Here is a 20,778-nt window from a genome sequence, read left to right on the forward strand (position 1 = left end):
TTCTCAATGAGGCTGAAACGATTCAATTCAGCAGGAGAGGAGAATCATGTTCCAGTTGTCACCGCAAGACATTCATCTGGGCGCCGTTGCCGACGGTAAGCAAGAGGCCATCCGCCTGGTGGCCGCCGCCCTGACCGAAGCCGGCTGCGTTAGCGCCGGTTACGTGGACGGCATGCTGCAGCGCGAACTGCAGACGTCCACCTATCTGGGTAACGGCATCGCCATTCCGCACGGCACCACCGATACCCGCGATCTGGTGTTGAAAACCGGCGTGCAGGTGTTCCAGTTCCCGCAGGGCATTGCGTGGGGCGAAGGCCAGACCGCCTATGTGGCGATCGGCATCGCCGCCCGCTCCGACGAGCATTTGGCGCTGCTGCGTCAGCTCACCCACGTGCTGAGCGATGACAGCGTGGCGGAGCGGCTGGCGCAAACCACCTCTGCGGAAGAGCTGCGCAGCCTGCTGATGGGTGAGCAGCAGAGCGCCGAATTCCAGTTCGACGTCTCGCTGATTGCGCTCGACGTCGCCGCCGACAGCCTGATGACGCTGCAGGCGCTGAACGCCGGCCGGCTGCAAAAGGCCGGCGCGGTCAACGCGCAGTTCGTCAGTGATGTCATCACCCGCAAGCCGCTGAACCTGGGGCAGGGCATCTGGCTGAGCGACAGCGTCGAAGGCAACCTGGCCAGCGCGGCCACCGTCAGCCGCCCGGCGCAGGCTTTCGTGGAAGACGGCGAGCCGGTGGCGCTGCTGCTGACGGTGTCGGTCGCCGACGCGCAGCCGCTGGCGGTGCTCAACTACCTCAGCGATCTGCTGCTGGCCAATAAAGCTGAACGCTTGCTGAAGGCGGATGCCGCCGGCGTGCTGGCGCTGCTGACCAGCGAAGTGGCTGAGGAGAGCAGCGTGCTGAGCGCCGAGTTCGTGATCCGCAACGAGCACGGTCTGCACGCGCGGCCGGGCACGGCGCTGGTCAACGTGATCAAAAGTTTCAACAGTGACATCACCGTCACCAACCTGGACGGCAGCGGCAAGCCGGCCAACGGGCGCAGCCTGATGAAGGTGGTGGCGCTGGGCGTGAAGAAAGGGCATCACCTGCGCTTTACCGCCAATGGAGAAGATGCTGAAGCCGCGCTGAAGGCGATTGGCGAAGCGATTAATGAAGGACTGGGCGAGGGCGCAGCATGAGCAGAAGAGTAGCAACGATCACCTTGAACCCGGCGTACGATCTGGTGGGTTTCTGCCCGCAGATCGAACGCGGGGAAGTCAACCGGGTAAAAACCGCCGGCCTGCACGCCGCCGGTAAGGGCATCAACGTCGCCAAGGTGTTGAAGGATTTGGGCATCGACGTCACCGTCGGCGGCTTCCTGGGCAAAGACAATCAGGACGGTTTCCAGCTGCTGTTCAGCGATCTGGGGATCGCCAACCGCTTTCAGGTGGTGCCGGGCCGTACCCGCATCAACGTCAAGCTGACGGAAAAAGACGGCGAAGTCACCGACTTCAACTTCTCCGGTTTCGAAGTGACGCCGCAGGACTGGGATCGCTTCGTCAGCGACTCGCTGAGCTGGCTGGGCCAGTTCGACATGGTGGCGGTGAGCGGCAGCCTGCCGGCCGGTGTCGATCCCGACGCCTTTACCGACTGGATGACCCAGCTGCGCGCCAAGTGCCCGTGCATCATTTTCGACAGCAGCCGCGAAGCGCTGGTCGCCGGGTTGAAGGCCTCGCCGTGGCTGGTGAAGCCGAACCGCCGCGAGCTGGAAATCTGGGCCGGTCGCCCGCTGCCGGCGCTGGCGGACGTGGTTGAGGCCGCGCATGCGCTGCGCGAGCAGGGCATCGCCCACGTGGTGATCTCCCTCGGTGCGGAAGGCGCGCTGTGGGTTAACGCGTCCGGTGCCTGGATCGCCAAACCGCCGTCCTGTGAGGTGGTCAGCACCGTGGGCGCCGGCGATTCGATGGTCGGCGGCCTGATTTATGGCCTGCTGATGCGCGAATCCAGCGAACACACTCTGCGTCTGGCCACGGCGGTAGCGGCGCTGGCGGTCAGCCAGAGCAACGTCGGCGTGACCGATCGTCCCCAGTTGGCCGCGATGATGGCGCGCGTCGATCTGAAACCTTTCAATCAATAGCAGGAGGCAGAATGAAAACGCTGCTGATGGTAGACAGTTCGCTGGGACAGGCCCGTGGCCACCTGGCGAAACGCATGCTGGAGGCCGCCGCGGCCAAAACTGGCCTGACGCTGGTCGAGTCACTGCAGGACGCCGAACTGGTGGCGGTGGCGGGGCAGGCTGCTCCTGCTGACGCCGGGCTGAACGGCAAATTGGTGTATGTGGGCGAGGTAGAACAGGCGGTGCGGGAACCGGACGCGTTTCTGGCGCGTGCCAAGGCCGAAGCTGAAACCTATCAGGCGCCGCAGGCGGCTGCGGTGAAAGCCGATGGACAAAAACGCATCGTGGCGATCACCGCTTGCCCAACCGGCGTGGCGCACACCTTTATGGCGGCCGAAGCCATTGAAAGCGAAGCCAAGAAACGCGGCTGGTGGGTGAAAGTGGAAACGCGCGGCTCCGTCGGCGCCGGCAACGCTATCACTCCGGAAGAAGTGGCGGCGGCGGATCTGGTGATCGTCGCGGCGGACATCGAAGTGGATCTGGACAAGTTTGCCGGCAAACCGATGTACCGCACCTCGACCGGCCTGGCGCTGAAGAAAACCGCCCAGGAACTGGACAAGGCGCAGGCCGAGGCGGAAGTGTTCCAGCCGCAGCAGCGCGGCAACGCGGCGCCGGCGGCGAAAAAGAAAGAGGGCAACGGCCCGTATCGTCACCTGCTGACCGGCGTGTCCTACATGCTGCCGATGGTGGTGGCGGGCGGGTTGTGCATCGCGCTGTCGTTCGTATTCGGCATCAAGGCGTTTGAGGTCAAGGGCACCCTGGCGGCGGCGCTGATGCAGATCGGCGGCGGCTCCGCCTTCGCGCTGATGGTGCCGGTATTGGCCGGTTTCATCGCCTTTTCCATCGCGGATCGTCCGGGCCTGACGCCGGGCCTGATCGGCGGCATGCTGGCGGTGAGCACCGGCGCCGGGTTCCTCGGCGGCATCATCGCCGGTTTCCTGGCGGGTTACGTCGCCAGGGCGATCAGCAGCAAGCTGCGTCTGCCGCAGAGTATGGAAGCGCTGAAGCCTATCTTGATCATTCCGCTGGTGGCCAGCCTGATCACCGGCCTTATCATGATTTACGTGGTCGGCACGCCGGTGGCGAAAATCATGGAAGGCCTGACCCATTGGCTGCAGTCTCTGGGCACCGCCAACGCCGTGCTGCTGGGGGCGATCCTCGGTGGCATGATGTGCACCGACATGGGGGGGCCGGTGAACAAAGCGGCCTACGCCTTCGGCGTGGCGCTGCTCAGCTCCTCGGTGTATGCGCCGATGGCAGCCATCATGGCCGCCGGTATGGTGCCACCGCTGGCGATGGGTCTGGCGACGCTGCTGGCGCGCCGCAAGTTCCCGAAATCCGAACAGGAAGGCGGCAAGGCGGCGTTGGTGCTGGGGCTGTGCTTCATCACCGAAGGGGCGATTCCGTTCGCCGCCCGTGACCCGATGCGCGTGCTGCCGTGCTGCATCGCCGGCGGGGCGCTGACCGGCGCGCTGTCGATGGCCTTCGGCGCCAAGCTGATGGCGCCGCACGGCGGGCTGTTCGTGCTGCTGATCCCGGGCGCGATTTCGCCGGTGCTGCTGTATCTGGTGGCGATCGCCGCCGGCACGCTGTTGGCCGGGGTGGCTTATGCCCTGCTGAAACGTGCTGAAGTACCGGCGGCCAGCGTGGCGTAACGGCGAACCAGCCATAAAAAACCGGAGCCCAGGCTCCGGTTTTGTCGTTTGGGCGCCGCGTTACTGCTGCGCCTTCAGCCAGGCGATCTCTTCCGCCCAGATATCCGGGTTTACCGTTTCCAGAATCAGCGGGATATTGTCGAAACGCGGATCGCGCATGATGTAGCTGAACACCGTTTTGCCGATGTTGCCTTCCCCCAGGCTGTGGTGGCGGTCGACGCGGCTGTTGAACTCGCTCTTGGCGTCGTTCAGGTGCATGCCGCGCAGGTAGTTGAAACCGACGATGTCACCGAGCTGTTTGAAGGTGTGTTCGCAGGTCTCTTCGGTGCGCAGATCGTACCCGGCGGCGAAGGCGTGGCAGGTGTCGATGCAGACGCCGACGCGGCTTTTGTCTTCCACGCCGTCGATGATCGCCGCCAGGTGTTCGAATTTGAAGCCCAGATTGCTGCCCTGGCCGGCGGTGTTTTCGATCACGGCCGTCACACCGGCGGTTTTGTCCAGCGCGATGTTGATCGATTCGGCGATGCGCGCCAGGCATTTATCTTCATCGATTTGCAGCAGGTGGCTGCCGGGGTGGAAGTTCAACAGCGTCAGCCCCAACTGTTCGCAGCGCTGCAGCTCGTCGATAAACGCTTCGCGCGATTTTTCCAACGCCTCGGCCACCGGATGCCCGAGGTTGATCAGGTAACTGTCGTGCGGCAGGATCTGCCCCGGCCCGAAGCCGTACTGGGCGCAGGCGCTCTTGAACTTATCGATCACGTCGGCGGCCAGCGGCGCGGCCTTCCATTGACGCTGATTTTTGGTGAACAGGGCGAACGCGGTCGCCTCCAATTCGTGCGCGCGGATAACTGCTTGATCCACGCCGCCTGACGCGCTGACATGTGCACCGACAAACTTCATCTTCATTCTCCTGTGTTATCGGTGACATTATGGCATTGATGGCGGGCGGATTGAATGGTGAAAAGCGGCGGCCCGCCGAAGCGGGCCGCAGAAGGGGAGATTAGAACCAGTGTTGCACCAGCTGATTTATCGCGCCGCCGCCGACCAGCAGCCAGACGAACAGCAGCGTGGCCAGCAGAATCGGTTTCACCCCGGCCTGGCGCACGGCGCTGATGTGGGTGGTCAACCCCAGCGCCGCCATCGCCATTGCCAGCATCCAGGTGTCGGCGGTGATCAGATGGCGCACCAGCGTGGCCGGCAGCAGGTTGAAGGAGTTCAGCCCGGCGACGACGATAAACAGCACGGCGAACCACGGAATGGTGATGGCGGATTTTTCCGCCTTGCCTGCGCTGCCGCGGCTGATGTAGCCCGACAGCAGCAGCAGGAACGGTGCCAGCATCATCACGCGGATCATCTTGGCGATCACCGCCGCGTTTTCGGCGTCAGGGCCGATGGCGTGCCCGGCGGCGACCACCTGAGCCACTTCGTGAATGGTGGAGCCGGCGTAGATGCCGAAGGTTTCCTGGCTGAACGGCAGCCACTGGAAGTGTTCATTCAACTGATACAGCCACGGGTAGGCGAAGATCGCCAGGGTGCCGAACACCACCACGGTCGAGACCGCTACCGCCACTTTGCTGGAGTCGGCCTTCAGCACCGGCTCGGTGGCCATCACTGCCGCCGCGCCGCAAATGCTGCTGCCGGCGCCGATCAGTATCGCGGTTTGGCTGTCGATGCCGAACACTTTCTTGCCGAGCCAGCAGGCCAGCAGGAAGGTGGTGATCAGGGTCAGCGCGTCGATGATGATGCCGCTGGCGCCGACGTCGGCGATCTGCTGAAAGGTCAGCCGGAAGCCGTAAAGGATAATGCCCAGACGCAGCAGACGCTGTTTGGCCAGCTGTACGCCGCTGTGACAAACGGTTTGCCAGTGGGGGTACAGCGTGTTGCCCACCAGAATACCGAGCAGGATCGCCAGCGTCAGCGCCCCCAGCCCCAGCTCCGCCACCCAGGGAATATCGCCGGCCCAGACGGCCAGCGCGGTGAGCGCGCCGGTCAGTGCCAGCCCCGGCACCAGCCGCGGCAGGCCAAACAGCGGAAAGCGTCGCTCGGGATAGGTGTGAGTGGTATCAGTCGCCATAAAAGTCAGTCCTTCAGTCTGTTTCTTGCTGCTAAGAGTACGTTTGGGCTGAATAAAAGAGAAATTGATTATATATTTATAACCTATCTGAATAAGTGGTATGGGATCAGGCATTGGCATAACGCCGCATTGCGGCTAGGGTGTGGAGGAGCGGCGAGCCGCCGTAACTTTCCAACTAACAGGAGCAGGCGATGGATACCGACGATCAACGCAGAGAGCAGGTAGATCAGGAAGTGGGCCGCGCGGTGCGGCGGTTGATTGAAGAAAACAAGACGATCGACCGCGAGCATCTCGTGGCGATGCTGCAATTGATACTGCGGGACGAAGCCGGCACGCCGCGAGAGCCGGTGCTGGCCGCGGCGGCGCAGCTGGTCGCGTTGGGCAAATAGCGCGCCGATCTGGCCGCAAACAGGGTAGCCTGGCCGGGCTGCCCACATCACCATGTTGGGGTTCTCTGGCAGAACCTTCTTTCAATACCGGGACGGCTATGCATATCACGTTGCGTCAACTGGAAGTTTTCACCGAAGTGCTGAAAAGCGGTTCGACCACTCAGGCCTCGGTGGTGCTGGCGCTGTCGCAGTCGGCGGTCAGCGCGGCGCTGGCGGATCTGGAGGGGCAGCTGGGCGTGCAGCTGTTCGATCGCGTCGGCAAACGGCTGGTGATCAACGAACACGGCCGCTTGCTGTACCCCAAGGCGCTGGCGCTGCTGGAGCAGGCGGGGGAGATCGAGCAGCTGTTTCGTCATGATGGCGGGGCGCTGCGCATCGCCGCCAGCAGCACCATCGGCAACTATATGCTGCCGGAGATGATCGCCCGTTACCGCCGGGACTTTCCGGCCACGCCGCTGGAGCTGAACGTCGGCAACAGCCAGGATGTGATCGTGGCGGTAGCGGATTTTCGCGTCGATCTGGGGCTGATCGAAGGGCCTTGCCATATGCCGGAGCTGGTGACGCAGCCGTGGCTGGAGGACGAGCTGGTGGTGTTCGCTGCGCCGGATAACCCGCTGACCCGTCAACCGCCGACGCTGGAGGCGCTGGCGAATGCGCCTTGGATCCTGCGTGAGCGCGGTTCGGGCACTCGCGAGGTGCTGGATCATCTGCTGTTGGCGCACCTGCCGCACTTCCAGCTGGTGATGGAGCTCGGCAACTCGGAGGCGATCAAGCATGCGGTGCGGCACGGTATCGGCATCAGCTGCCTGTCCCGGCGGGTGGTGGCGGAACAGTTGGCCAGCGGCGCGTTGGTGGAACTGCCGGTGCCGCTGCCGCCGCTGCGGCGCACGCTGTACCTGATCCGCCATCGGCAAAAGCACATTTCCAACGCGTTGCAGCGTTTTCTCAGCTATTGCGTGCTGTGATCGACAGCGCGTCACGTCTTCTATCGCCGCGCAGGCCAAAGAAAGCATAAAAACCTGCGCGCGCTCACATTAATGAGAGTAAGTAAGGCCATAAGGGGCGCGGCTAATAATTGCCTCTGAATTATGAAGCTATCTTATATCGGTGCAATGTTGCTAGTTCACCGGCGGGTATTTGTTACAATCCGCCCTCATTTTTCGAAGAGCAGATAGATAGGGAACGAATGGCTCAGCAGGATATAAAAACATCGGGGCAGCAAGCTCCCGGATTGCGCCGCGAGCTGAAAGCCCGGCATTTGACCATGATCGCCATCGGCGGCTCCATCGGCACCGGCCTGTTCGTCGCCTCGGGCGCCACGGTTTCTCAGGCAGGTCCCGGTGGGGCGCTGCTGTCTTACGCTCTGATCGGTTTGATGGTGTACTTCCTGATGACCAGTCTGGGCGAACTGGCGGCCTTTATGCCGGTCTCCGGTTCATTCTCCACCTACGGCGCCAAATACGTGGAAGAAGGCTTCGGCTTCGCACTGGGCTGGAACTACTGGTACAACTGGGCGGTGACCATCGCCGTTGACCTGGTGGCTTCGCAATTGGTGATGAGCTACTGGTTCCCGGACACGCCCGGCTGGATCTGGAGCGCGCTATTCCTCGGCCTGATGTTCCTGCTGAACTACATTTCGGTGAAAGGGTTCGGCGAGGCGGAATACTGGTTCGCGCTGATCAAGGTCAGCACCGTGATTATTTTCATCGCCGTCGGCGTGCTGATGATTGTCGGCATTCTGAAAGGCGGCGAGCATGCCGGCTGGCAGAACTGGACCATTGGAGATGCGCCGTTCGCCGGCGGCTTCTCGGCGATGATCGGCGTGGCCATGATCGTCGGCTTCTCGTTCCAGGGCACTGAACTTATCGGCATCGCGGCCGGCGAATCGGAAAACCCGGGTAAAAATATTCCGCGCGCGGTGCGTCAGGTGTTCTGGCGTATCCTGCTGTTCTATATCTTCGCCATCCTGATCATCAGCCTGATCATTCCGTATACCGATCCGAGCCTGCTGCGCAATGACGTGAAAGACATCAGCGTCAGCCCGTTCACCCTGGTGTTCCAGCATGCCGGCCTGCTGTCGGCGGCGGCGGTGATGAACGCGGTGATCCTGACGGCGGTGTTGTCCGCCGGTAACTCGGGCATGTACGCATCGACCCGCATGTTGTACACCCTGGCATCGGAAGGCAAAGCGCCGCGCATCTTCGCCAAGCTATCGAAAGGCGGCGTGCCGCGCAACGCGCTGTACGCGACCTGCGTGGTGGCCGGGTTGTGCTTCCTGACCTCGATGTTCGGCAACCAGTCGGTTTACCTGTGGCTGCTGAATACCTCGGGCATGACCGGCTTCATCGCCTGGTTGGGCATCGCCATCAGCCACTACCGTTTCCGTCGCGGTTACATGCTGCAGGGGCACGATCTCAACGACTTGCCGTACCGTTCCGGGTTCTTCCCGCTGGGGCCGATCTTCGCCTTCGTGCTGTGCCTGATCATTACCCTGGGGCAGAACTACCAGGCCTTCCTGCAAGACAAGATTGATTGGTACGGCGTGACCGCGACCTACATCGGCATTCCGCTGTTCCTGCTGATCTGGTTCGGTTACAAGCTGTCGCAAGGCACCCGTGTCGTGAAGTACAGCGAAATGGAATTCCCGAAGATGGACGTGAAGTAATCTTCGGTGAGTGACGCGCGGCGGGGGCTCCCGCCGCGTTTTGTTTTTACTTTTTCCCGCCTTTGGCTTCCGCCAGCGCCTGCTGCGCCGAGCTCATCAAACTCTCTACCGTCGCGTAATTCTGCGTCAGCGCCAAAATGCCGGCGTTAAGCCGCATGTTCACCTCGCCGAACGCGCCAAAATCGTAGGGCGCCTCCAGCGGCGGCACAATGCGCGCCAGAAACTCGCTTTCCGCGCCGTAGGGCAGATCGTGCACCAGAATCAGAAACAGACCGCCGGTATAGCGGCAGACGTAGTCGCTCGGGCGGATCAGCGTCTTGAGGCGCTCGCCGACGGTGCGCAGCACGTCGTCGCCGATCTGGACGCCGTGACTTTGGTAGAGTGCCGCCAGCGGGCCGAATTCGAGAATGAACAGGTGGGAGATCGGCTGCGCCGTTGCGGGGCGGCAGATGCTGCGCATCACCACCTCGCCGCCTGCGCGGTTGAGAAAGCCGGTCAGGCGATCGCGGTGCGATGCCTGCTGCTTCTCCCAGTTCAGCGTGACGTGCTGCACCAACTGGCGGTGGTAGCGCGCGATCATGCCATGGGCCAGCACCAGCCACAGCGGCGCGAGATCCGCCATGACAAACAGATTTTGCACGCGCGACAGCGGCGCCGCCAGCAGGTAGGGCAGCGTCAGCGCGATCACCTCAAGCAGCGCGAAGCGCGGCGCGGCGGCATGGCGCTGCATCAACCAGCAGGCTAGGGCGGTGATGGTCAGGCCGGCGAACAGGATCAGCACGAAGCGGCCCGACAGCATCGCCAGCGCGGCGCTGGCGCCAACCAGCAGCGCCCACAACAACACCGTCACCAGCATGGCGTTCGGCCAGGCGGGTTGGCGCCTTTGCGCCAACCTGGCACGCCCGGCGGTCAACAGCAGCAACAGCAGCAGCAGGCCGATACCGACCAGCGGTTGGTTCAGCCAGGCGTACCCCACCAACAGCGCGGCCGGCCCCACGGCATTCAGCCAGGGGGTGAGAGGAGAGGGCGTCAGCGTGAGACGCAGCTGGCGTTGAAACGGTTCGTCATCGGCGTGCAGCGGGCTGTGCAACAGCCAGTTCAGCAGCGCCGGGCGTTTGGGCGTTACCGCCGGAGATGGACTTCTCATTACAGCCTCGTCAATAAGGCCGCTCTTGCGGCGGCCTGAAAGTTTTTTGCACGCGCGGTGCTGTGGTTTTGGATTCTATGTGGTTTTGCCGTTATTTGTCAGAGTCTGGTCGGATCAGGAAGAATTTTCAGAATAATTAACCTACTGGCCGTTGGCGGGGGAAAGCGTGGTGGTTTGAAAAATGGCGAGAAAAAACAAATTATTACATTTCGACAACGCTGTTTTCAGCTATTGATATGATTGATAAGTATTATCGTTTGCTTTATTGTGGGCGGCTGCGCGCAGGCGGTCGCCGCGCGCTTTCCGGTTTACGGCGGACGCCTTCGCGCCGCTGTCATGATGGTTGTAACAGGTATCTTAACGAATGAGCGTATCCACCGATCCCATGACTGACGCCAAGGGGCAACCCAACGCCGGCGTGATGGGGCGTTATCAGCATATTCTTCGCCATCGCCTGTTGATGATGGGCGTATTGGCATTGGCGATCCTGGGCTCGCTGCTGCTGGATTTCACCATGGGTCCGTCCGGCCTGTCGTTGTCGTCCTTATGGCAAACGCTGCTTGATCCCGCCGCGGCCGATGCCGGCACGCGGGTGATCGTCTGGGACATCCGCTTGCCCTATGCGTTGATGGCGGTGGTGGTGGGCTTTGCGCTCGGCCTGGCCGGGGCGGAAATGCAGACCATCCTGAATAACCCGCTGGCCAGTCCCTTTACTCTCGGCGTGTCTTCCGCCGCGGCCTTTGGCGCCGCGCTGGCGATCGTGCTCGGCATCGGCATTCCGGGCATTCCCGATCAGTGGTTCATCTCCGCCAACGCTTTTATCTTCGCGCTGTTCGCCGCGCTGATGCTCGACGGCATCACGCGCTGGACGCGGGTCGCCACCTCCGGCGTGGTGCTGTTCGGCATCGCGCTGGTGTTTACCTTCAACGCACTGGTCTCGATGATGCAGTTCATCGCCAGCGAGGACACGCTGCAGGGGCTGGTGTTCTGGACCATGGGCAGCCTGGCGCGCGCCTCGTGGGACAAGCTGGGTATTCTGTTCGGCGTGTTCGCCGTGCTGCTGCCGCTGTCGATGATGAGCTCGTGGAAACTGACCGCGCTGCGTCTGGGGGAAGACCGGGCGGTGAGCTTCGGCATCGACGTGCGCCGTCTGCGGCTGACCACGCTGCTGCGCATCAGCATGCTCTCGGCGCTGGCGGTGGCCTTTGTCGGGCCGATCGGCTTTATCGGCCTGGTGGCGCCGCATATCGCCCGCATGATCTTCGGCGAAGATCACCGTTTCTACCTGCCGGCCAGCGCGCTGATTGGCGCGCTGGTGCTGTCGATGGCCTCGGTGGCGTCGAAAAACCTGGTGCCCGGCGTGATCATTCCGGTGGGCATCGTCACCTCGCTGGTCGGGGTGCCGTTCTTCCTGAGCATTATTCTGCGCCATCGGGGGAACGTATGAGCCAGGGTTTACGGATAGAAAACTTCTCGGCGGGCTACCCGAAGCGTCAGGTGATCGACAATCTCTCGGTGCCGATGCTGCCGCGCGGGCAAATCACCGTGCTGCTGGGGCCGAACGGCAGCGGCAAATCGACGCTGCTGCGCTCGCTGGCCGGGCTGAACCCGGCGCAGGGCAAGCTGTGGCTGGACGACGGCGATCTGATGCAGATGCCGTTCGCCCGTCGGGCGGAGAAAGTGGTGTACCTGCCGCAGTCGCTGCCCGCCGGGGTGCATCTGCACGTGCTGGAGTCGATCATCGTGGCGCAGCGCGCCTCGGGCGGCCGCAGCAACGCCGGCAGCGAAGCGGAAGTGATGGCTTTGCTGGAACAGCTGGGCATCGCCCACCTGGCGCTGAGCTACCTCGATCAGCTGTCCGGCGGCCAGAAACAGCTGGTGGGGTTGGCGCAGTCGCTGATCCGTCAGCCGTCGCTGCTGCTGCTGGATGAGCCGCTGAGCGCGCTCGATCTCAACTATCAGTTCCACGTGATGGATTTGGTGCGCCGTGAAACCCGCAAGCGCAATATCGTGACGGTGGTGGTGGTGCATGACATCAACATCGCGCTGCGTCACGGCGACCACGTGCTGATGCTGCAGGATGGCGATCTGATCGCCGACGGCGCGCCGGATCAGGTGATAACGCCGCAGAGCCTGGCGCGGGTCTACGGCGTGCGCGGGCGCATCGAGCGCTGTTCGCAGGGCACGCCGCAGGTGCTGATAGACGGCCTGGTAAACCAGCCGACGATTTAATCCAGGAAAAAGCCCGGCATCGCCGGGCTTTTTTTATCGCGCAGCGTGGGTTAGCGCCTCGCTCACGCGTTCGACGACGTGCTGAGCGGTGACGATGCCGCCGGACAGATAAACCTCGGCCGCCGGCAGGTAAACCACCTGGCCTTTTTTCACCGCCGTGGTTTTCTTCAGCGCGGTGCCGGTGAGGATTTTCTGCGGTGCCACCGCATTCGGCCGCCCGGTTGCGGCGTCTCTGTCGATGACGAACAGCCAGTCCGGATTCAGTTTGGCCACCTGCTCAGGCGTCAGCTTATTGCCGCGCACGTCTTTTTCATCGGACTGCAACGCGGACGCGAAGCCGAGGGCGTCATAGACGAAGCTGAAACGGCTCTTGGGGGCGTAAGCGCTGATCTTGCCGCCGGAGAACAGCACCACCAGCCCGCGTCCGGCCTGGGCGGCCTGCGGTTTGACCGCCGCGATCTGCGCATCCAGCTTATCGATCGCCGCCTGCGCCTGTTGCTGCTTATCGAACAGCTCACCCAGCTGCAGCGTGCGCTGTTTCAGGCTGCCCAACTGATCCTGCTGATCGACGGACATATTCAGCGTCGGCGCCAGCGTGTTCAGCTCGTCATAGGCTTTGGACGCCCGGCCGGCGATCAGGATCAGATCCGGTTTGGCGGCGCGCAGCACGGCCATATCCGGCTCGAACAGGGTGCCGGCATTGAGGTATTTGTCGTCCTGATAGCGCTTCAGGCTATCCGGCAAGTTCTTACGGTTGCCGGGCAGCGCCAGCGGCTCGACGCCCAGCAGCTGCAGCGTTTCCAGCGAGGCGTAATCCAGCACCACGATGCGCTGCGGGTGCTTCTTCACCTCGGTGCTGCCGTTCAGGTGCTGGACGTTGACGGTGGCCGGGGCCGCCGGCGCGTCGGTTTTGCTGTGGCAACCCGCCAGCGCCATCGCGGTCAGCAGGGCGATCATCAGGGGGGAGCGGCGTAATTTCATGGGGCTTCCTCACGGTGATGGAATGAAAAGGGCGCGCAGCGCGCGCCCGGGGGCATCAGAAGTTGTAGGTCATGCCGACGGTGTAACGGCGGCCGTCCAGCGTGGTGTTGTAGTGATCGTAATCCACGGTCTTGTCGAGGATGTTGTAGACCCCGCCGGTCAGCTGCAGGTTTTTCGCCGCCTGGTAGCTCAGGCCCGCATCGACGAAGGTGTAGGACGGGGTGCTCTTGGCCATCGAGGTACGGCTCAGATACTCAGACGTTTTGCTGCGGAAATTAACGCGCGACCACAGGCTGAGGTCCTGCGTGGCGCGCCAATCCAGCACGGTGTTAACCATGTGCTTCGGCATCTGGTTGAGCGCCTTGCCCTGGAACTCGCCGCTCTTCTGCTCGGAAGAGGTGTAGGTGTAGTTGGTGTTCCACTTCCAGTCTTTGTTGATCTGCCAGCCGAAGGTGGCTTCTACGCCGCGCATATTGGCTTTGTCGACGTTGACGCGATCGCTGATAAAGTCGTAGACGTCATTGCCGATCTTACAGTCCGGCGTGTCTTCGCAGCGGCGCACTTCGGTGATCTTGTTCTTGAAGTCGGTGTTGAAGACGGTCACCCCGGCGTTGACGCCTTTCAGGCTATCCCACATCAGGCCGATCTCTTCGCTCAGGCTCTTCTCCGGCTGCAGATCCGGGTTGCCGACGATGATGCCTTTACGCACGCCGCCGCCGGTGACCTGGCCCCAGTTGGCGGAGGATTGGCGCAGATCCGGCGATTTGTAGCCGGCGGAGACGCCGCCTTTCAGCGTCCACTGTTCGGTCAGGTGCCAGACCCCGTACATGCGCGGCGTCCAGTGGCTGCCGAAGTTTTCGTCCTGATCCATGCGGATGCCGGTCGTCAGACTGAAGTCGTTGGTCAATGCCCACTCATCTTCGGCGAACAGCGCCCAGCTCCAGCGCGTCAGCTTGCTGAGACCTTGTGCCGATTCAAGCTGGTTGCCGCTGTCGCTCAGTTTTTCATAGCGATACTGACCGCCGAGGTTCAGCATGTGTGAACCCAGCTCGAACTGGTTCTGGGTGTTGAAGATGGTGTTGTACATCTTCATTTTGCGGCCCGGGTTGTTGGTCTCTTCCCGCTGAACGTAGCTGGTGGAGTTGCCGAAGTCGTAATAGCCGTTGTGGGTCAGCGCGTAGTTGGTGCGCGTATACAGGCTTTCGCTGCGCGATGTCGGCGTGCATTTGCCTTTGCTGCAGCGTTCCGCTACCACCGATTTGCCCGGCGTGCTGTTGCGATCCTGCAGCGAGCGGCCGATTTCAAAGTCGAATTCGTTTTTCTCGTCCGGGGTCAGGGTGAACACCGCGGTGCCGCTGCGCATGCGCTGCTCGTTGTAACCGTTGGTGATTTTATCTTCCGCGCGGCGCGACAGCAGGCCGTTGACCCGCAGGCCGAGCAGGCCTTCAACCAGCGGGCCGGAGGCGTAGGCGTTGGTCTGGAACAGATCGCCGGAATCGCGGTTTTCCTGAAGGGTGGCGTCGCCGTGCAGCGAGCCTTTCCACTCGGTGCGCGAGGTTTTGCGGGTGATGACGTTGATCACGCCGCCCATGGCGTCGGAACCGTACAGCGAAGACATCGGCCCGCGCACCACTTCGATACGTTCGATGGCTTCCATCGGCGGCAGCCAGCCCTGTTCGATGCCGGCGTTATCGCTGTTCGGCCGGGTGCCGCGGGTGTCGACGCGCTTGCCGTCCACCAGGATCAGCGTGTACTTGGAAGACATGCCGCGAATGCTGATGTCGCTGCTGCTGGCGCCGCCGGTGACCACTACGCCCGGTACGTCTTTCAGTGCATCGGTCACGTCGCGATAGGCTTTATCTTCGATCTGCTGGCGCGGGATCACCGAGATGGAAGCGGCAGAGTCCTGAATTTTTTGCTGAAAGCCGGAGGCGGTGACGACCATGGTGTCCTGGGTGTCGTCCTGCGGCGCGGCCAGTGCGGCGGTGGCGCTGAGTGAGGCGATCACCAGAGCGGCGAGCTTGCTGTAACGTGGCGTTTCCATGAGGTAAACCTTTCCTGGATTGAAGTGAAAGTAATTAACCAATTGAATTTCTAATGAAATTATTCATCGTTCGCTGAGAAATACTTCGCTTCGTCAGCGTTGCGTGAGGGTATTGTAAGGATTTTTTTCTTAATGTAAACGCTAATGATAATTCATATCATTTGTATGCTTGTTATGCTGACGGAAAAGGGTAACCGGATGAATTAAAGGGAAAAGCGGCGCAGCGGGCGTGCGCCGGGGGATCAGCGTTTCTGGATGTAGGTGATGGCCAGCGCCAACGCCAGCACCAGGCCTTTGATAATGTCCATGGCGTAGTAGGGCACCGACAGCATCACCAGGCCGTTTTGCAGCACGCCGAGGATCACCGCGCCGATCAGGGTGCCGAGCGCATTGGGTTTACCGGCGCCGGCCAGCGAGAAGCCGATATAGGCCGCCGCCACCGCGTCCATCAGATAACCGCCGCCGGCATTGACCTGCGAAGAGCCAATACGTGACGCCAGTAAGATGCCGCCAAGCGCCGCCAGCCAGGAGGAAATGACGTAAGCGGCAACCCTGTAACGCACGGTGCGGATGCCCGACAGACGCGCAGCCTCGGGGTTGCCGCCGATGGCGTACATGCGGCGGCCGTGCTTGGTCAACGACAGGAACAGCTGCACCGCCACGGTGACCGCCAGCATGATCAGCACGATCACCGGCACCTGACCGAGAGCGGCAAACACTTCCGGGATCGGGCCTTCCGCCATGTCGCCATTCGGCAGCACCATGTTTTGGGTGATGGAACCGCCGTAGCTGTAAGTCATCGCCACGCCCTGGATCACGAACAGGCTGGCCAGCGTCGCCAGCATATCGGGAATTCTGAATACCACGATCAGCAGGGCGTTGAACAGGCCGACCAGCGTGCACAGCAGCAGCGTCACCACGATGGCGCCGGTGGTGCCGAACCCGTGCCAGACGAACAGCGAAATCACCAGCGCGTTGGCCAGCGAGGCGGTCGAGCCGACCGACAGATCGAAACCGCCGACCGACAGCGAGATGGAGACGCCGATGGCGATCACCGTCACGATGGCGATCGAACGCAGGATATTGATGATGTTGTTGGCATCGAGAAAGTTGTCCGACGCCAGGCCAAACAGGGCGATCAGCGCCGCCACGGTCAGCAGCATGCCCCACTTGTAGAGGAAATCAAACAGCTGTTGGCGCCAGGGCAGCGCAGGCCGCAAGGCAAATTCTTTACTCACGCAGGGGTTCCTCCGGTGGAATAGAGCAATAAGGTTTCTTCGTCGATGTCGGCGGCGTTCAATTCCGCCACGATGCGGCCGTCCCACAGCACGCAGATGCGATCGCACAGGCCAATCAGCTCGGCGAACTCGCCGGAGGCGTAAATCACGCCTTTGCCGGCGCGGGCCAGGCCGTCGATCAGGCTGAACAGCTCCTGTTTGGCCTTGATGTCCACGCCCTTGGTCGGCTCATCGAAGATCAGCACCTCGGCGTCGCCGCGCAGCCATTTGCCGATCGCCACTTTTTGTTGATTGCCGCCTGACAGGCGCGCCAGCCGCTGTTGCGGGCCGGAGGCGCGAATATTCAGACGCTGCATGATCTCGCGCGCCCAGCGCAGCTCTTGCCGCCGGCTGAACAGGCTCCAGCGCGAGAAGCTGTCGTCGGCGCTGACGCTCAGGTTCATCGGGATCGCCTCGTCGATGAAAATACCTTCTTTGCGGCGTTCTTCCGGCACCAGCGCCAATCCTTGTTCGACCGACAGGTGCGGCGCGCGTGGCACCCAGGGCTGCCCGCGCAGTTCGCCGCGCTCGAGCTGCACGGCGCTGGCGCCGAACAATGCCTTGCACAGTTCGGTTTTGCCCGCCCCGGCCAGCCCGGCGATGCCGAGGATCTCGCCCTCATGCAGCCGCAGCGAAACGTCGCGCAGCTTATGGCGATCGTGCAAGCCCTGCACCTGCAGCAGCGTTCGCTCAGGGTGTGGCGGGCGCGGCGGCGGGAAAATGTCGTCCAGCCGATGGCCGAGCATCTTCTCGACGATCTGTTCGCCGCTCAGCCCGCGCATGGCGTCTTCGCTGACGCGCCGGCCGTCGCGCAGCACCGTCAGCCGATCGCAAATGTCGCTCAGTTCGTGGATGCGGTGGGAAATAAACACGATGCCGATGCCTTCGGATTGCAGGCGGCGCACCACGTTAAACAGGCGCTCGCTCTCGGCGCGATCGAGCGGCGCGGTCGGCTCGTCGAGCACCAGAAAACGGCAGCGGTGCGACAGCGCGCGCGCCAGCAGCACCTGCTGTTTTTCCGCCAGCGTGCAGTCCGCCAGGCGTCTGCGCGGGTTGAGCGGCAGCGCCCATTGCTGCAGCAGCTGCGCGGCGCGGCGGTGCAGCTCCGCCCAGTTCAGCCAGTGGCCCGGCTCGTTCAGCCAGTCCAGCATGATGTTTTCCGCTACCGACAGCGTGGGGATCAGCGCGACGTCGACCTCTTGCTGCACCACGTGAATACCGTGACGGCGCGCCTGCAACGGGGAGTGGATCGCCACCGGCTGGCCGTCGATCAGGATCTCGCCGCGATAATGATCGTGGGCGCCGGAGAGGATCGCCATCAGCGTCGACTTGCCCGCGCCGTTGGCGCCGACCAGCGCATGGATTGATCCGCCCTGCAGCGTGAAGTCCACGTCCTGTAGCGCGTTGAAGCCGGCGAAGGCGATCGAGATATTGCGCATCTCGAGGCGTGAAGGCGTTGCGGTTGACATAGGGTGTTAAGGCCGTTTAGATGTTTAGATGGCTGTTTTGCTCTGTTGTAACACAGATTGCGCCGTTGGCAACCAACAAAATGGCATAACGGCGATGAAAAAAGCGTGGGTGAGCAGGGGCGCAACCCGCGTCAGGCTGCGCCGGTGCGAGAAGTGGTCAGAAGGTGGTAGGGGTGTGTGCGCTGACGATGCGGCAAACGCGAGCCGACGTATTGCTGAAGCTGTGCGGAATGCCGGTGTTGATGGCGTAACTCTGACCGGCGCTCAGGCAATAGCTCTGGCCGTTGATGGTCAGCACGATCTCGCCTTCCAGCAGGGTGCCGATCTCTTCGCCCTGATGCTTGATCTTTTCGCCGGTGGTGGTGCCGGGCTGGTAGGTTTCCAGCATCATCGCCAGGTTGCGCGTTGGGCTGCCGTTGTGCACCAGCTTCATCGACACCCCCTGGCTGCCGATCTCAATCAGATCCTCGGCGTCGATCACCACGCGCGGTTCGTCGACGGCCTCCGGTTCGGCAAAGAATTCAGACAGCGACAGGCCATACACCTTCAGCAGCTTTTGCAGCGTGCTGATGGCCGGGCTGACCTTGTCCTGTTCGATGGTGCTGATCGCACTGTGGGTTAACCCGGACAGTTCGGCGACCCGGCGCTGCGACAAACCCAATTGCTGACGGATCTGTGACAGGCGTTTGCCCGGTGCCAAGCTGGCTTCGCTCATAGCGGTACTTCCTTCTGGTAGGGGCGACAGGCAGACATGAATATCGTTATCGGGCGCCTGTCTGGGCGATAACGATGCTGCATGATATCGATAGTTAGGGCAGGTTTGGAAAATATATTGCCCATGTTCACTCTCGGTGCGTTGGACGAAATAGTTGACGTAAAAATGGCAGCAAGGCCTTTTCGGTCAATATTTTATCAATTTAGCAGCCGGTGGTGAATAATCAAACAGGATTGTAACATTTGCAAACCCATTCTGTTAATACTATGTTTCATATTGTGGATGTTATTTTGAGCGCCCGGCAGCGGCGCGACCTGGCGAGAAATCCAATCATGTGTTGAATCGAACGGCGGACGGGCGCTAACGCGCCTTAAGAGCATAATGGCGGGTGACGTATGCAAACCAATAGCGCAGCAGTTGAACATTTTGCACAGCATCATGAAGAGAGGCGAAGTAGCGCGTTCCAAAATGAGGTTGCTCATTATTTGGAACGCCATCCCGCCACGCAGTATGTCGATATCCTTCTCACCGATCTCAATGGTTCCTTCCGCGGCAAACGCATACCCGTCTCAGGGTTGAAAAAACTGGAAAAAGGCAGCTACTTCCCCGCGTCGGTGTTCGCCATGGACATCCTCGGCAACGTGGTGGAGGAGACCGGTCTTGGGCAGGAGCTCGGCGAGCCGGATCGCATTTGCCTGCCGGTGCCCGGTTCGCTGACGCCGTCGGCCGCCGATCCGGAGCATATCGGCCAGGTGTTGCTGACCATGCTGGATGAAGATGGCACTCCCTTTGACGTTGAACCCCGTAATGTGCTGAACCGCGTGTGGCAGGCGCTGCGACAGCGCGGCTTGTTCCCGGTGGCAGCGGTAGAGCTGGAGTTTTATCTCATCGACAGGCAGCGCGACGCAGAAGGCGATTTGCAGCCGCCGTGTGCGCCCGGCACTCAGGAGCGCAATACCCAAAGCCAGGTGTACTCCGTCGATAACCTGAACCATTTCGCCGAGGTGCTGAACGATATCGACGCGTTGGCGAAGCTGCAGGGGCTGCCGGCGGACGGCGCGGTGGCGGAGGCGTCGCCGGGGCAGTTCGAGGTCAACCTGCGCCATTCCGACGACATCTTGCTGGCCTGCGACCACGCGCTGGCGCTGAAACGGTTGGTGCGGCTGGTGGCCGAGAACCACGGTATGCACGCCACCTTTATGGCCAAACCCTATGAGGATTACGCCGGCAGCGGCATGCATGTGCATGTCAGCATGCAGGACGGGGCGGGCAACAACCTGTTTGCCGACGGCGAAGGCGAGGATTCACCGTTGCTGAAACAGGCGCTGGCGGGGATGATCACCCTGATGCCGGCGTCGATGGCGCTGCTGGCGCCGAACGTCAATGCCTATCGGCGTTTCCAGCCGGGGATGTATGTGCCGATCCAGGCCGCCTGGGGCCACAACAATCGCACCGTGGCGCTGCGCATTCCCTGCGGCGAACCGGAGAATCATCGGGTGGAGTACCGCGTGGCCGGCGCCGACGCCAACCCCTATCTGGTGATGGCGGCGATCCTGGCCGGCATGTTGTACGGGTTGGACAACGCGCTGCCGTTGCCTGAGCCGGTGACCGGCAACGGGCTGGAGCAAGAGGGGCTGCCGCTGCCGATCCGCCAGAGCGATGCGCTGTACGAGTTTGAACATCAGCACGCGTTGACCCACTATCTGGGCGAGCGTTTCACCCAGGTTTATCACGCCTGCAAGACCGACGAATTGCTGCAGTTTGAACGGCGGGTGACGGAAACCGAGATCGACTGGATGTTGAAAAATGCCTGAATGGGCGTATAAAGTAAGAAGTATGTGCGGGCGACCGGCCTGCCGGTAGCGGATTAATTCGCCTGCCGGGCTGGTTTTCCGTTCGATCGACAAAAAGAATTTGTATTTGAGGGCTTCCGGATCTTGTCATCCGGAGGCATTCTGGTGCAAAATATCTCA

17 protein-coding genes are annotated in these 20,778 nt (G+C 62.0%); 9 read left to right on the forward strand and 8 right to left on the reverse strand.

Annotated features, from left to right (window positions below):
* Positions 1-46 precede the first annotated feature (46 nt).
* Genes fruB through fruA form a run of 3 tightly spaced genes read left to right on the forward strand, consistent with a single transcriptional unit; the run spans position 47 to position 3,812 of the window.
* Positions 47-1,180, forward strand: a complete 1,134-nt coding sequence (gene fruB / locus ACJ8QF_RS10550) for a fused PTS fructose transporter subunit IIA/HPr protein (RefSeq protein ID WP_004935705.1) — start codon at positions 47-49, stop codon at positions 1,178-1,180.
* Positions 1,177-2,118: a 1-phosphofructokinase gene (fruK, locus tag ACJ8QF_RS10555; RefSeq protein ID WP_004935702.1), complete on the forward strand. Its 942-nt coding sequence runs from the start codon at positions 1,177-1,179 to the stop codon at positions 2,116-2,118. The genes fruB and fruK overlap by 4 nt, the downstream gene beginning before the upstream one ends.
* Positions 2,119-2,129: 11 nt before the next feature.
* Positions 2,130-3,812, forward strand: coding sequence for a PTS fructose transporter subunit IIBC (gene fruA / locus ACJ8QF_RS10560; RefSeq protein ID WP_442518299.1), 1,683 nt, complete (start codon positions 2,130-2,132; stop codon positions 3,810-3,812).
* Between the two features lie 60 nt (positions 3,813-3,872).
* Here the strand turns inward: fruA and nfo are convergent, their stop codons facing one another.
* On the reverse strand, positions 3,873-4,712 hold the full coding sequence (nfo, locus tag ACJ8QF_RS10565; RefSeq protein WP_033632566.1) for a deoxyribonuclease IV: 840 nt from the start codon (positions 4,710-4,712) through the stop codon (positions 3,873-3,875).
* A 100-nt stretch (positions 4,713-4,812) separates the two neighbouring features.
* On the reverse strand, positions 4,813-5,886 hold the full coding sequence (locus ACJ8QF_RS10570) for a YeiH family putative sulfate export transporter (RefSeq protein ID WP_075685460.1): 1,074 nt from the start codon (positions 5,884-5,886) through the stop codon (positions 4,813-4,815).
* Between the two features lie 191 nt (positions 5,887-6,077).
* Between ACJ8QF_RS10570 and ACJ8QF_RS10575 the strand changes: the two genes are divergently transcribed.
* From ACJ8QF_RS10575 to ACJ8QF_RS10585, 3 genes are all read left to right on the forward strand, one after another.
* Entirely contained in the window at positions 6,078-6,275 is a 198-nt protein-coding gene (locus ACJ8QF_RS10575; RefSeq protein ID WP_004935692.1) for a hypothetical protein, read from the forward strand.
* Positions 6,276-6,373: 98 nt separating this feature from the next.
* Positions 6,374-7,240 carry a DNA-binding transcriptional regulator YeiE gene (gene yieE, locus ACJ8QF_RS10580; protein ID WP_015378518.1) on the forward strand — a complete coding sequence of 289 codons (867 nt, stop codon included), beginning with the start codon at positions 6,374-6,376 and terminating at the stop codon, positions 7,238-7,240.
* A 221-nt stretch (positions 7,241-7,461) separates the two neighbouring features.
* Complete coding sequence (locus ACJ8QF_RS10585) at positions 7,462-8,940, forward strand: amino acid permease (RefSeq protein ID WP_015378517.1); 1,479 nt, start codon at positions 7,462-7,464, stop codon at positions 8,938-8,940.
* Between the two features lie 46 nt (positions 8,941-8,986).
* On the opposite strand, the gene ACJ8QF_RS10590 is transcribed toward ACJ8QF_RS10585, so the two are convergent.
* Positions 8,987-10,087, reverse strand: a complete 1,101-nt coding sequence (locus ACJ8QF_RS10590; protein WP_004935670.1) for a GGDEF domain-containing protein — start codon at positions 10,085-10,087, stop codon at positions 8,987-8,989.
* 364 nt (positions 10,088-10,451) lie between these two features.
* Between ACJ8QF_RS10590 and ACJ8QF_RS10595 the strand changes: the two genes are divergently transcribed.
* Together ACJ8QF_RS10595 and ACJ8QF_RS10600 are read left to right on the forward strand one after the other, a co-directional pair.
* Complete coding sequence (locus tag ACJ8QF_RS10595; RefSeq protein WP_004935667.1) at positions 10,452-11,534, forward strand: FecCD family ABC transporter permease; 1,083 nt, start codon at positions 10,452-10,454, stop codon at positions 11,532-11,534.
* Positions 11,531-12,319, forward strand: a complete 789-nt coding sequence (locus ACJ8QF_RS10600) for an ABC transporter ATP-binding protein (protein WP_004935663.1) — start codon at positions 11,531-11,533, stop codon at positions 12,317-12,319. Before ACJ8QF_RS10595 ends, ACJ8QF_RS10600 begins: the two co-directional genes overlap by 4 nt.
* Before the next feature lie 33 nt (positions 12,320-12,352).
* Here the strand turns inward: ACJ8QF_RS10600 and ACJ8QF_RS10605 are convergent, their stop codons facing one another.
* From ACJ8QF_RS10605 to puuR, 5 genes are all read right to left on the reverse strand, one after another.
* Positions 12,353-13,300: a siderophore ABC transporter substrate-binding protein gene (locus ACJ8QF_RS10605; RefSeq protein ID WP_004935660.1), complete on the reverse strand. Its 948-nt coding sequence runs from the start codon at positions 13,298-13,300 to the stop codon at positions 12,353-12,355.
* Between the two features lie 55 nt (positions 13,301-13,355).
* The gene (locus ACJ8QF_RS10610; protein ID WP_004935657.1) at positions 13,356-15,344 is read right to left on the reverse strand and encodes a ligand-gated channel protein; all 1,989 of its coding nucleotides are present in this window, start codon (positions 15,342-15,344) and stop codon (positions 13,356-13,358) included.
* 242 nt (positions 15,345-15,586) lie between these two features.
* The gene (locus tag ACJ8QF_RS10615; RefSeq protein WP_004935654.1) at positions 15,587-16,582 is read right to left on the reverse strand and encodes an ABC transporter permease; all 996 of its coding nucleotides are present in this window, start codon (positions 16,580-16,582) and stop codon (positions 15,587-15,589) included.
* On the reverse strand, positions 16,579-18,090 hold the full coding sequence (locus tag ACJ8QF_RS10620; RefSeq protein WP_004935652.1) for a sugar ABC transporter ATP-binding protein: 1,512 nt from the start codon (positions 18,088-18,090) through the stop codon (positions 16,579-16,581). The genes ACJ8QF_RS10615 and ACJ8QF_RS10620 overlap by 4 nt, the downstream gene beginning before the upstream one ends.
* 157 nt (positions 18,091-18,247) lie before the next feature.
* Positions 18,248-18,805 (reverse strand): HTH-type transcriptional regulator PuuR, encoded by a 558-nt coding sequence (gene puuR, locus ACJ8QF_RS10625; protein ID WP_004935648.1) that lies wholly within the window; start codon positions 18,803-18,805, stop codon positions 18,248-18,250.
* Between the two features lie 395 nt (positions 18,806-19,200).
* Here puuR and ACJ8QF_RS10630 point away from each other — a divergent pair, with 395 nt between their 5' ends.
* Complete coding sequence (locus ACJ8QF_RS10630) at positions 19,201-20,619, forward strand: glutamine synthetase family protein (protein WP_031300715.1); 1,419 nt, start codon at positions 19,201-19,203, stop codon at positions 20,617-20,619.
* Positions 20,620-20,778 lie beyond the last annotated feature (159 nt).

This window comes from Serratia sp. CY81684, from assembly GCF_052166595.1.
Classification (GTDB): Bacteria; Pseudomonadota; Gammaproteobacteria; order Enterobacterales; family Enterobacteriaceae; genus Serratia; species Serratia nematodiphila.